Origin of the sequence: Dinghuibacter sp., from assembly GCF_035492835.1 — a bacterium.
Classification (GTDB): domain Bacteria; phylum Bacteroidota; class Bacteroidia; order Chitinophagales; family Chitinophagaceae; genus Dinghuibacter.
The window spans coordinates 14,261-27,109 of the sequence record NZ_DATJIY010000158.1 but is presented as its reverse complement, the minus strand read 5'-3'; the positions used below and the strand labels follow the sequence as shown (position 1 = coordinate 27,109).

The following is a 12,849-nucleotide window of genomic DNA, read 5'->3' as shown; positions in this document are numbered from 1 at the left end:
TTATAGGGAGTGCTTGTATCGGTAACGTACGAAAAGTGTATCATTTCCGTACACCCCCTGGGGCACCTTTTTTTCAACCCATTGAAAATCAATAATTAATTATTCTGGCACCTGTTTCTAATACCTGTATGGCATGGATAGAGCAATAAAGAAAAAGACTTGGACCGTTAAACGGCTCCTCACCATCGGCGGTATCACCGCCCTGGTGTTGCTGATCGCCTATGTCGTTTACTCGGAGAATGGCAAACAAAAACTGAACGTCGACGCCGAACGGATCACCATCAGCGAGGTCACCAAGGGCATGTTCCAGGAAAACATCCCGATCAACGGGGTGGTGCTGCCGATCGAAACTTACTATATACCCGCCATCGACGGGGGCAGGGTCGAAGAACGCTACGTCGAGGACGGAGCAATGATGAAAAAGGGGGACCCGATCCTGCGGTTGAGCAACCCCGACGTCCAGCTGGACCTCGCCAACCAGGAGACCCAGGTGTTCAACACCATGACCCAGATGAATATCCAGAAGACCCAGGCCGACGTCAACTCAGTCGCCAAGCTGAACGAGCTGGCGGATGTCACCAATACGTATAACGAAGCGCTGAGGGTTTATAACGTGGACAAAAAGCTGTACGCCCAGCATGCTATCGGCGAACAGGAATGGATCACCGCGCAAAACACCTACCAATACAACCTCCGTAAAAAAGAGCTGGCGGAGGGTATCCTGCACGAGGACTCGATCTCTACCAAGCAACAGCTGGACCAGGCGGAGGAGTACTATAAAAAGATGCAAGGTACGCTGGGGTTGATGAAGCAAAAGGTGAACGGCCTTATCGTCCGCGCCCCGATCGACGGACAGCTGACGTCGCTGGACGCCGAAATCGGTATGAACAAGAACAAAGGCGACCAGCTCGGGGAAATCGACGTCCTTACCAGCTTCAAGGTCCGGGCCGACGTCGACGAGCACTACCTCTCCCGGGTCTACAACGGTCTCCGCGGGAGCTTCGAGTTCGCGGACACGACCTATAACCTGGAAATCAGGAAGGTGTTCACCGCCGTAAAGACCGGCGGCACTTTCCAGGTCGATATGTTCTTCCTGGGCAAAGTCCCCAAGGGCATCCGCCGCGGTCAGACGCTGCAGATCAAGCTCTTCCTGAGCGACCCGAGCCAGGCCATCATGGTCCCCAAGGGCGGTTTCTTCCAGCAGACGGGCGGGAACTGGATATTCAAGGTGAGCCCGGACGGCAAGACGGCCTTCCGCCAGGACATCCAGCTCAACCGCTCCAGCCCCGACTTTTACGAGGTCATATCCGGTCTCCAACCCGGCGACAAGGTGGTGACCAGCAGCTACGACAACTACGAGCATATTCAAGAACTTGTTATAACCGGTAATAAATAAACAAACTATGATCAAAATCACAGGGCTTGAGAAAATGTACCGCACCGAAGAAGTGGAAACGGTAGCGCTCAACAAACTGACAATGGAAGTAAAAGAAGGTGAGTTTGTGGCGGTGATGGGCCCTTCGGGCTGCGGTAAGTCCACCCTGCTCAACATCCTGGGCATGCTGGACGATCCCGATGGCGGTAGCTTCGTCTTCAACGGGATCGAAGTCGCGCACTTCAACGAACGCAAACGCGCCGACCTCCGCAAACACAACATCGGCTTCGTGTTCCAGAGTTTTAACCTGATCGACGAGCTGACGGTGTTCGAGAACGTCGAGCTGCCCTTGATCTATACCGGTGTCAAGTCTGCCGAAAGGAAGAAACGCGTCGAAGAGGTGCTCACCAAGGTGCAGATCATGCACCGCCGGAACCACTTCCCCCAGCAGCTCTCCGGTGGTCAGCAACAGCGCGTGGCCGTGGCCCGGGCCGTGGTCAACCACCCCAAGCTGATCCTGGCGGACGAACCGACCGGTAACCTGGACTCATCCAACGGTAACGAGGTGATGCAGCTGCTCACCGAGCTCAACGAGCAGGGCACGACCATCGTCATGGTTACCCACTCCGAGCACGACGCACGCTACAGCCACCGCATCATCCGTATGCTGGACGGCCAGACCGTGACAGAAAATATCTTAGTATAACAAACAGTATAGCCATGAAGACGATAACGCTAGCCATAGCGCTTTTAATAAGCACCGCCATATACGCCCAGGACAAGCCTTACCTGACGAAGTCCTTTGCGGGGGCCGGTATCACAGAGGCGGAGGTCGAGACCTCCGGAGGCGGTATTACGATGGAAGGCGGGGACGCGTCGCAATCCAGGGTGGAAGTCTATATCCGTGGCAACAATGGGCGGGAATTGTCCAACGAAGAGATAAAAAGCCGGCTCGACAAATACTATACCGTACGGATCGAGCTCAACGGCGGAAAACTCTTCGTCAGCGCCAAGCGCAAAGTAGAAGAGCATCAATGGATCAGCGAGCACAATCTGAACATCGCCTTTCATGTCTTTACGCCCAGGAGCACCTCCGCCCGGCTCAACACCAGCGGCGGCGGTATCCACATCGCCCACCTGGAGGGCGGCAAACAGGTCTTCAATACCTCCGGGGGGGGACTCGAAGTCAGCGATATTACCGGTAAGATCGACGGCTCCACCTCCGGCGGCGGCATCCATGTAGACCATTGTGCCGACGACATCCACCTGACCACCAGCGGCGGCGGTATCCACGCCGACCACCTGAAGGGGACCATCTTCCTGGAAACCTCCGGCGGCGGCCTCACCCTCACCAACCTCTCCGGCAAGATCAACGCCGGGACCAGCGGGGGCGGCGTCCACGGAAACAACATCGACGGCGACCTCAAGACCAGCACCTCCGGCGGCTCGATCGACCTGGACGACCTGGCCTGTACCCTGGACGCATCCACCAGCGGGGGCGGCGTACACGTGACCATGACCGCGTTGGGCAAATACGTCAAGCTGAGCTCTTCGGCCGGCAGCGTAACGCTGAGCATCCCGGCAGGCAAGGGCCTCGACCTGACCCTGGACGGTAACCACGTCGATATGGAGGGCCTGGGTAGCTTTAACGGCACCAAAGAAAAAGACCATGTGCGCGGAACCGTCAACGGTGGTGGTATCCCCATCTCCATAGACGCCAACAGCGGGGGAGTCACGGTCACCGCAAAATAACACGAGGAGCGCGCCGCAGCCTCAGTAAAACGAATTCCTATGCTAATAGCGAATTACCTGACGGTTGCCTGGCGCAACCTCATGAAGAGCAAGGCATTTTCATTTATCAACGTCTTCGGGTTGTCCGTAGGGCTGACCTGCTGCATGTTGATCACCCTATACATCCTCCACGAAACCAGCTACGACCGGTACCAGAGGAACGGGGACCGGCTGTACCAGCTGGGCACCACCTTTATCTCCGAAGGCGTCGAGCACCGGCAGGGCGCCACCTCTGCCCCCGTCGGCCCGCTGATGCAGCAGGTATTCCCGCAGATCGAGCGCACGGCCAGGCTGCGCCCCCTTTTTGAAGACAAGACGCTGTTCCAATACCACACCGCCACCGGTGAATTCAGCTCCATCTTCGAAGAAAAAGGCGGGCTGGCCGACTCCGGTTTTTTCCGCGTATTTACCTATAACTTCATCGAGGGCAGCGCGGAGACCTCGATGGACGATCCCTATGGCATCGTGCTGTCGGAAGACATCGCCCACCAGCTGTTTGGCAGCGGCTCCGCCCTCGGAAAGGTTATCCACATCAGCAGCAGCACCAACGGCGACCACGACTACGCGGTGACCGGGGTGTTCCGGCCGATCGGGAAGCCCTCCCACATCGACATGCGCTTCTTTATGTCGATGTACGGCGGCAACTACGGCGACTTCCTGAAAAAGACCACCAACCTCGCCAACAACAACCAGTTCGATACCTACTTCCTGTTGCGGCCGGGCGCCAGGGCCAGCGACCTGGAACGTCAATTCCCCGCCTTTGTGGACACGTACGAGGGAAAGGATTTGAAACAGGCCGGCTTCTATAAGAAGCAGTTCCTGACCAAGGTAAGCGACATCCACCTCTACGCCCGCTCCGAGGACGGCTACGACGTCACGCAGGAGGGCAGCGTCACCGCCCTGTACATCCTGGGCTCGATCGCCCTGTTCACCCTCCTGATCGCGTGTATCAACTTCATGAACCTCGCGACCGCGCGCTCGGTCAAACGCGCTTCCGAAGTGGGCGTGCGCAAGGCCCTTGGGGCCGGGCGCATGTCGCTGATCTGGCAATTCATGGGCGAGGCGCTGCTGATGTCGCTCATCGCCTTTGGGGCGGCCCTCCTGATGGCCGAGCTCTCCTTCCGGGGGTTCGAATATATGGCGGGTAAGGACATACACCTGACCGCCGGGGAGCTTTGGCGGCTGGGGGGTATATACTTCGGCCTGGCCATCCTTACGGGCATCATTTCCGGCAGCTACCCGGCCTTTTACCTGTCCTCCTTCCAACCCGTGCGCACCATGAAGGGCAAGGGCTCCCAGGGCCTGGCCGCGACCTCCCTCCGGAAGGGGCTGGTGATCGTCCAGTTCATCATCTCCATAACCCTCATCGTCGCTTCGGTCGTCATCAACAAACAGATGACTTTTATAAAAAACACCGACCTCGGCTTCACCAAAGACCACCAGCTCGTCATACCCCTGCGGGGTTCTTCCGCCAGGCAGCTCCACGAAACCTTCCAGGCCGCGATCGCCAATGACCCGCACGTGCTCAGCGCCGGCGCGTCCTTCTCGTATCCCGGTATCGACAATTTCAGCGACCGGCTTTTATACGCGGAGGGCAAGTCGCTTCACGACGCCTATGATATCAAGGTGAATTTCGCGGACTACGATTTTTTGAAGACGATCGGCGTCCGCGTCCTGGCGGGTCGCGTTTTCTCCAGGGACTTCCCCTCCGATACCCTGGATGGCATCGTCATCAACGAGCGCGCGATGAAGGAAATGGGTCTTACGCTGCAAAACGCCATCGGCCACCGGCTCGTCACCGAGTTCCAGGGGAATAAGAACTTCTCCCGCGTCGTCGGCGTCGTAGGGGACTTCAACTTCGCCACCCTGCACACCGCGATCGAAGGCTATTCGATCATGCTGCAGACCACGCCCTATAACATGAATTACCTGGTCGTTCACCTGGCCCCGGGGGACCCCGGTCCAACGATAAGGTCGATCGAACGCACCTGGAAACAACTCGACCCGAACGAGCCCTTCGAATACACCTTCCTGGACCAGGAGTTCCAAAAGAACTATGACGCCGATACCCGCCTGGCGGATATCGTAGCCTTGTTCACCGCCATCGCCATCGCGATCTCGTGTCTGGGGCTGCTGGGCCTGGCGGCCTTCAGCGCCGAGCAGCGCACCAAGGAGATCGGGATCAGGAAGGTCCTCGGCGCCAGTCCCGCAGGGATCGTGGCCATGTTGTCCGGGGACTTCCTGAAACTGGTGGCGATCTCGATCCTGGTAGCGTCGCCCATTGCCTGGCTGGTGATGCGGCGTTGGCTCCAGAATTTTGCCTTTAAAACCACGATCGATTGGTCCGTCTTCGCGCTCACCGCGGCTGCGGCCCTGCTGATCGCGCTGATAACGATCAGCACCCAAGCCATCCGGGCGGCGATCACGAGCCCGGTCAAAAGCTTAAGATCAGAATAAATGATAAAAAACTATTTACAGGTTGCCTTCCGCAACCTCTGGCGTCACAGGGCGTTTTCGCTGATCAACATCCTCGGCCTCACGGTGGGGATGACGGCGTTTTTCCTGATCTTCCTCTACGTCCGGTTCCAGTTGAGCTTTGACAGCTTCAACACCAAGGCGGACCGGACCTACCGGATCGTGTGCGACCTCAAGACGCCCACGGAGACGCTCAACGCCAGCGGACCCGCCTGGGCGGTCGGCGCCTTCCTGAAAGGCGAGTATCCAAAGGAAGTCGACGGCGTGGTGCGCGTCGCGCAAAACAGTTTCCTCTTCCGCCGCGGCGACGTCAAGTTCCAGGAGGAACACAGCCTCTTCGTGGATTCGGCCTTTTTCCGGATATTCGACTTCCCCCTCCTCCAGGGCAACCGCGCCACCGCGCTCAAGGAACCCATGAGCGTCGTACTCTCCGAGTCCGCCTCCAAAAAATACTTCGGAAAGACTAACCCCATGGGGCAACTGTTGCTGATGACCGGCGACGCCATCCCCGTAAAGGTCACCGGCGTCATGAAGGACATGCCGGAGAACTCCCAGATACAGGGGGACGTCCTGGTGTCGATGACCTCGCTGACGCAAAAATTCGCCCCCCACATCGACTCCGAATGGGCGAACTACGGCGAACGGACCTATGTGCTGCTCCAGCCGGGGATCAACCCCGACGTCTTCCAAAAGACCCTCCCGGCTTTCCTGAAGAAAATGAACGGCCGGGAAATGGACGAGCTAAAGATGTACCCGACCCTGCTCCTGGAACCGCTACGCCGCGTGTACCTGTATTCCACCCGGGACGGGAGCAAAACCCCGAACATTACCTATATCTATACGTTTAGCGTTGTCGCCCTTTTTATATTACTCATCGCCGGGTTCAACTTCGTCAACCTGACCACCGCCCGGGCCTCGGAACGGGCCAAGGAAGTGGGGCTTCGGAAGGTCGTAGGCGCTGAACGACAGCAGCTGGCCCGTCAGTTCATCGGCGAAAGCGTCGTGCTATGCCTGATCGCCTTCTTGTTCTGTCTGGGTTTGACGTCGGCCCTCCTGCCGGCCTTTAACAACGTCGCCTCGAACGTCATCAGCCGGACGATCTTCAGCCATCCGCAGTACCTGCTCGTCCTTTTGGGCGTCGCCCTGGCTGTCGGTATCCTGGCGGGTATCTATCCCGCCCTGGTGCTGAGCTCGTTCAAACCGGTGGAAACGCTGAAGGGCCGTTTTGCCACGGGGACGCGAGGCGTCCTCCTGAGGCGCGGCCTGGTGGTGATCCAGTTCACCATTTCCATCGGTCTGATCATCGGCACGATCGTGGTGTACTCGCAGATGAAATACATGCGGAACGCCGACCTTGGGTTTAACAAGGACCAGAAAATGATCATCGACACCGAAGGCGACGACGCCAGGACGGCCTTCCGCAACGCCGTCGCATCGTTGCCGAACGTCAAGTCGGTGTCGATGTCGGGGAGCGTCCCCGGCGGCGGTAACCCCGGCGCCTATTCAAAGGTCCAAAACGCCAAGGGCGAAATGCAGATCGCCAACCTCGATCTCTACTTCGTAGACTTCGACTATATCCCGCAATACCAGATGAAGTTCCTGGCCGGCCGGCCCTTTTCCCGCGACTATGGTTCTGACACCACGCAGGCGATGGTCGTCAACGAGGCCGCCATGAAACTATTCGGTTACCGCCGGCCCCAGGATATGATCGGCCGCAACTTCGACCAATGGGGCCGTAAGGGCCAGATCATCGGCGTCGTAAAGGATTTCCATTTCCACGGGCTACAGGAAGAAATAAAACCCCTCAGTATACGGATCGAACCCGGCGGTTGCAGCCTGGTGACGGCGGTCGTGCCCAGCGGATCGAGCCTGCCGGGGACCATCGCGTCCATCGAAAAGGAATGGAAACGTTTATTGCCCAACCGCCCCTTCAGCTATTATTTCCTCGATGAATTCTTCGACCGACAGTACCGCGCCGAACAACGCTTTGGCAACCTCTTCCTGGACTTTGCCGTGCTGGCCATCCTTATATCCTGTCTGGGGCTGCTGGGGCTCGCCAGCTACAGCACCGTCCAGCGGACCAAGGAGATCGGCATCCGCAAGGTCCTGGGCGCCTCGGTGGGCGGTATCGTCGGTTTGCTGTCGCGCGAATTCGTGCTGCTCGTCGGCGTTTCTTTCGTGGTGGCCGCGCCCATCGCCTGGTTCCTCATGCACCGTTGGCTCAACGGCTTTGCCTATAAGATCGGCCTGGGCTGGTGGATATTTGCGGTGGCGGGTTTGTCCGCCCTGATGATCGCGCTCGTTACCGTCAGCTATCAGGCGATCCGGGCCGCCATAGCCAACCCCATAAAAAGCCTAAGAACGGAATGATGATAAAGAATTACCTCATAGTAGCCTTCAGGAACCTTAGGAAGAACAAGGGTTTTTCGGCCATCAATATCGCCGGTCTGGCCGTCGGTCTGGCCACTTGTCTGCTCATCCTGTTCTTCGTGCTGGACGAGCTGGGCTACGACCGCTACAACGCCAAGGCCGGCCGGATCTACCGCGTCGACGGCGACCTGCGTTTTGGCGGGAACCACTTTATCCTGGCCGTCGCGCCGGACCCCATGGGGCCGCAGCTTAAAACCGATTACCCGGACGTAGAACAATATGTGCGCCTGCGGTACTATGGCGGCAACTTCCTGGTGCGCAAGGGTAATCAAAACATCGAGGAAGACGCCGTCGAGTACGCGGATTCCACGCTGTTCGACGTATTTTCCTTACCGATGATCCAGGGCGATCCGCGCGCCGCGCTGGCGTCGCCCAACACCGTGGTCATCGACGAGACGACCGCCACCAAGTACTTCGGCGCTACCCCCGCCGTCGGCCAAATCCTGACGGTCAACGATACCTTGCTCTATAAGGTGGGCGGCGTCTTTAAGGACATCCCCTCCCAGTCGCATTTCCACTACCACGTCTTTGTCTCCATGGCCTCCAACCCGGACAGCCGGCAGAACATCTGGGTATCCAACAATTTCCAGACGTATGTCCTTTTGAGGCCAGGCGTCGACGCGCATAAGTTCAACGCCCGTTTGGAGGACATGGTGACCAAGTACATGATGCCCCAGGCTGCGCAGATCCTCGGTATTACCGATGAAAACTTCCGCAGGCAGGGCAACTTCGCGCACTACTCGCTGATGCCGCTGACCTCGATCCACCTGCACTCCAACAAGACCGGGGAGCTGGAGCCGAATGGCGACATCGGGTATGTCTATATCTTTTCGGCCGCGGCGCTGTTCATCCTCTTGATCGCCTGCGTCAACTTCATGAACTTGTCCACCGCCCGGTCCGCCGGCCGCGCCCGGGAAGTGGGCGTGCGCAAGGCGCTGGGGTCGCTCCGGGGGAACCTCGTCGGCCAGTTCCTGACGGAATCGGTGCTGGTGTCCCTGCTAGCCTTTGTCCTGGCGCTTGGCCTGGTCGAGCTGTCGCTGCCGTTTTTCAACCACCTGTCGGGGAAAGCCATCGGGCTGCGCCTGTTGCAGCGTCCCTGGCTGCCTCCGGCCCTGCTGGCGCTCTCGCTGGTGGTGGGTTTGCTCGCGGGCGCGTACCCGGCTTTCTACCTCTCCAGCTTTAAGCCGATAAAGGTCCTCAAGGGCGTACTCTCCACCGGTTTCAAGACCGGCTGGCTCCGGAGCATCCTGGTCGTCTTCCAGTTCTCGATCTCGATCTTCCTGGTGGTGGGCACCGTCGTGATCTACAACCAGCTCCAATACATCCGGCACGAGGACGTCGGTTACGACCGGGCGCACGTCCTGGTGCTCGCCAATACCCGCGCCCTCGGCAACCGGAAGAAGGCCTTCCGGGACGAGCTGATGCAGCTCAAGGGGGTACAGGACGTCACCCAAAGCTCCTTTCTGCCGACCAACCCCAACCGGGACGATAGCCCCCTCTTCGACGATCCCACCCTGGATCCGAAGAAGGCGATTTCGCTCCAATGCTGGTACGTCGACGAGCACTATATCCCCACGCTGGGCATGCGCGTGATACAAGGCCGCAACTTCTCCCGCGACTTCCCCACCGACTCCACCGGCATCGTCCTCAACGAGGCGGCGGTGAAGCTGCTCGGGTGGCGGCAGCCGCTGGACAACAAGCTTTACACCCTCCGTGATTTCAGCGGGGGCAACAAAAGCGGCAACGTCCAGCAGCTCCACGTAGTCGGCGTCCTCCGCAATTTCAACTTCAACTCCCTGAGGGAAGTGGTCACCCCGATGGCCTTGTTCCTCGACGGCGACGGGAACTCGATTGCCATCCGGCTTCAGACCGGCGACGTCCCGGGTCTGGTCGCCAGGATCAAGGATGTGTGGACCAAAATGGCGCCCGCACAGCCCTTCAGCTCCAACTTCATGGACGACGACTTCAACAGGCAATACGACGCCGAGCAACGCATGGGCGGTATCGCGCTCTTCTTTGCCGCCCTGGCCATCTTCGTGGCGTGCCTGGGTCTTTTTGGGCTGGTCACCTATGCGGCCGAGCAGCGCACCAAGGAAGTCGGCATCCGCAAGGTGCTGGGCGCGTCCGTTGGCGGCCTCGTCACGCTATTGTCCCGCGACTTTATCGGGCTGGTGGTGCTGAGCCTCTTTATCTCCTTCCCCTTTGCCTGGTGGGCCATGCACCGCTGGCTCCAGGACTTCGCCTACCACATCCATCTGGGGTGGGGGATATTCGCGGTCTCGGGGCTGCTCGCGCTGGCGATCGCGCTGGTCACCGTGAGCGTCCAGGCCATCAAGGCGGCGCTCGCCAACCCCATCAAAAGCCTAAGAACTGAATGATATGATCCGGAGCTACTTCACCATAGCGTTTCGCAATATTTCGAAAAACAAGGGCTTTACCGCGATCAACGTCACCGGTCTGGCCCTGGGCATGGCGTGCAGTCTGCTCATCCTGCTGTGGGTGCGGGACGAGCTGAGCGTGGACGCCGGTAACAGCCCCCACCTGTACCGCATCGTGGAGAGGCTGCACTTCGACGGCAAGGTCACCGGGCAATACAGCACCCCGGGCCTGTTGCCGCGCCAGCTCAAGCTGGACGTTCCGGAGATCCAATACGCGACCTCGTTCGAGGACATCGACGTGCATTCCTTCCGCGTAGGCGACAAGATATTGAAGAATAAAGGCGCCGGCGCCGACAGCGACTACTTCAAGATGTTCAATTACCCGCTCGTGGCGGGGGACGCGAACACCGCGCTCGCCGGTCCGGAAAGCATCGCCATCTCGAAGACCATGGCGGATAACTTCTTTGGCAGCCCGGCTACCGCGCTCGGTCAGACCATCCGTTACGACAACCGGAAGGATTTCAAGGTTACCGCCGTCTTTGCCGACATCCCAAAGAACGTTTCCGAAAGGTTCGATTTTCTGCTGAACTGGACCTTCCTGCTCAAGGACTATGACTGGCTGTTGCCCTGGGACAATAATGACGCGGAGACCGACGTCGTGCTATACCCCAACGCCAACCCCGATGCGGTCCGCCGAAAGATCCACAACTTTATCGATAAGTTCATCCTGGCCCAGGAAGGAACGGCGATTCCCGGGTGGAAAGTAGACCTCGACCTCCAACCCTATAAGGATGTGTACCTGCACAGCCATTTCGATGAAAACGCACAGATCGACAACAACGGCCGTATCCAGTATGTCCGGTTGTTCAGCCTGGTGGCGTTGTTCATCCTGATGATCGCGTGCATCAACTTCATGAACCTGACAACCGCGCGCTCCATCAAACGCGCCAGGGAGATCGGGGTGCGGAAGGTGATGGGCGCCAAACGCGGTCTGCTGATCCAGCAATTCATGGGCGAGGCCCTGGTTATCGCCTTCTTCTCCGCCTGGCTGGCGATGATCGTCGTGACCGCGGTACTCCCCGCTTTCAACCAGCTGACGGGCAAAGAGATTTCCCTGCCCTATGCCAGCGGCTCCTTCTGGCTCTTCCTGCTGGCGCTCATCATCGTCACCGGCTTTGTATCCGGCAGCTATCCTTCGCTGGTGCTGAGCGCCTTCAACCCGATACGCGTGCTCAAGGGCGGCTCTTTGAGGGCGGGCCCCGGGGCGCTCATTTTCCGCAAGGGATTGGTGATCTTCCAGTTCGTCCTGTCGATCGTACTTATCATATCGACCATCCTCATCTCCCGGCAGATCGGTTACGTGGAAAACGCCAACCTCGGTTATGACCGGGAAAACCTGATCTATGTTCCCATCGAGGGCGACCTCATCGCCAAACACCAGCTCTTCCGCCAGGAAGCCGCCCGGCTCCCCGGCGTCGCCTCGGTGAGCATGGTCAGCCAGTCGCCCACCCAGGTCAACAACGGCACCATTGGTGTGAAGTGGCCGGGTAAGGATCCCAACGCCAAACCTATGTTCGTACAACTGGGGGTGGGGTATGACTTCCTCGGGACGATGAAGATCAAGCTGGCGAAGGGCCGTGATTTTTCCCGCGACTACGCTACCGATACCGTGGGGTATGTATTGAACCAGACCGCCGTAGCCAAGATCGGTTATAAGGGCGACCCCATCGGCCAGGAGCTGACGTTCTGGGGACACCACGGCCGGGTCATCGGCGTGACGCAGGATTTTCACTTCCGCTCGCTCCACGACCATGTCGACCCACTCATCCTTTGGTATGATGAAAAACAACCGCAATATGGCATTTTCCTGATCCGCACCCGACCAGGCGCGTCGCGCGAGGTCGTGCACGGCCTGGAAAACCTTTGCCGTACGATGAACCCCTCTTTCCCCTTCACCTACCAGTTCTCCAGCCAGGAGTACACCAAGCTCTACAAAAGCGAGGAACTGGTGGGCAGGCTGTCGGTCATCTTCGCGGTCCTGGCGATCGTGATCTCCTGTCTTGGGCTCCTGGGGCTGTCGATCTTCACCGCGGTCCAGCGGACCAGGGAAATCGGTATCCGGAAGGTACTCGGCGCGAGCCCGTTCAACCTGTTCAACCTGCTGTCGCGCGAATTCCTGTGGCTCGTGGGGATCGCCTTTGCCATCGCGGGACCGCTCGCCTGGTGGGCCATGACACAATGGCTCCGCAGCTTTGCGTACCGCACACCCATCAGTTGGTGGATATTTGCGCTGTCCGGGGTGATTGCGCTCGCGATTGCGCTGGCGACGGTGTGTTACCAGGCGGTCAAGACGGCGTCGGCAAGCCCGGTTAAAAGTTTGAGGAACGAATAAAAACCATT

Annotated in this window: 7 protein-coding genes; all 7 read left to right on the top strand. The window is 58.8% G+C overall.

Going from position 1 to position 12,849, the window contains the following annotated elements; translation table 11 throughout:
• Window positions 1-133 precede the first annotated feature (133 nt).
• Genes VL547_RS14285 through VL547_RS14255 form a run of 7 tightly spaced genes read left to right on the top strand, consistent with a single transcriptional unit; the run spans window position 134 to window position 12,841 of the window.
• Window positions 134-1,396, top strand: a complete 1,263-nt coding sequence (locus VL547_RS14285; RefSeq protein ID WP_325578916.1) for an efflux RND transporter periplasmic adaptor subunit — start codon at window positions 134-136, stop codon at window positions 1,394-1,396.
• A 7-nt stretch (window positions 1,397-1,403) separates the two neighbouring features.
• Window positions 1,404-2,081 carry an ABC transporter ATP-binding protein gene (locus tag VL547_RS14280; RefSeq protein WP_325578914.1) on the top strand — a complete coding sequence of 226 codons (678 nt, stop codon included), beginning with the start codon at window positions 1,404-1,406 and terminating at the stop codon, window positions 2,079-2,081.
• Between the two features lie 14 nt (window positions 2,082-2,095).
• Window positions 2,096-3,127, top strand: a complete 1,032-nt coding sequence (locus VL547_RS14275) for a DUF4097 family beta strand repeat-containing protein (protein WP_325578912.1) — start codon at window positions 2,096-2,098, stop codon at window positions 3,125-3,127.
• A gap of 39 nt (window positions 3,128-3,166) precedes the next feature.
• Window positions 3,167-5,623, top strand: coding sequence for an ABC transporter permease (locus VL547_RS14270; RefSeq protein ID WP_325578910.1), 2,457 nt, complete (start codon window positions 3,167-3,169; stop codon window positions 5,621-5,623).
• Window positions 5,624-8,011 (top strand): ABC transporter permease, encoded by a 2,388-nt coding sequence (locus tag VL547_RS14265; RefSeq protein WP_325578908.1) that lies wholly within the window; start codon window positions 5,624-5,626, stop codon window positions 8,009-8,011.
• Window positions 8,008-10,449: an ABC transporter permease gene (locus tag VL547_RS14260; RefSeq protein WP_325578906.1), complete on the top strand. Its 2,442-nt coding sequence runs from the start codon at window positions 8,008-8,010 to the stop codon at window positions 10,447-10,449. The genes VL547_RS14265 and VL547_RS14260 overlap by 4 nt, the downstream gene beginning before the upstream one ends.
• Before the next feature lies 1 nt (window position 10,450).
• Entirely contained in the window at window positions 10,451-12,841 is a 2,391-nt protein-coding gene (locus tag VL547_RS14255) for an ABC transporter permease (RefSeq protein ID WP_325578904.1), read from the top strand.
• Window positions 12,842-12,849 lie beyond the last annotated feature (8 nt).

What these genes read in the sequence shown, in the direction of transcription:
- VL547_RS14285 (WP_325578916.1), top strand. Translation starts at nt 134, where the DNA reads ATGGATAGAGCAATAAAGAAAAAGACTTGGACCGTTAAACGGCTCCTC.
- VL547_RS14280 (WP_325578914.1), top strand. Translation starts at nt 1,404, where the DNA reads ATGATCAAAATCACAGGGCTTGAGAAAATGTACCGCACCGAAGAAGTG.
- VL547_RS14275 (WP_325578912.1), top strand. Translation starts at nt 2,096, where the DNA reads ATGAAGACGATAACGCTAGCCATAGCGCTTTTAATAAGCACCGCCATA.
- VL547_RS14270 (WP_325578910.1), top strand. Translation starts at nt 3,167, where the DNA reads ATGCTAATAGCGAATTACCTGACGGTTGCCTGGCGCAACCTCATGAAG.
- VL547_RS14265 (WP_325578908.1), top strand. Translation starts at nt 5,624, where the DNA reads ATGATAAAAAACTATTTACAGGTTGCCTTCCGCAACCTCTGGCGTCAC.
- VL547_RS14260 (WP_325578906.1), top strand. Translation starts at nt 8,008, where the DNA reads ATGATGATAAAGAATTACCTCATAGTAGCCTTCAGGAACCTTAGGAAG.
- VL547_RS14255 (WP_325578904.1), top strand. Translation starts at nt 10,451, where the DNA reads ATGATCCGGAGCTACTTCACCATAGCGTTTCGCAATATTTCGAAAAAC.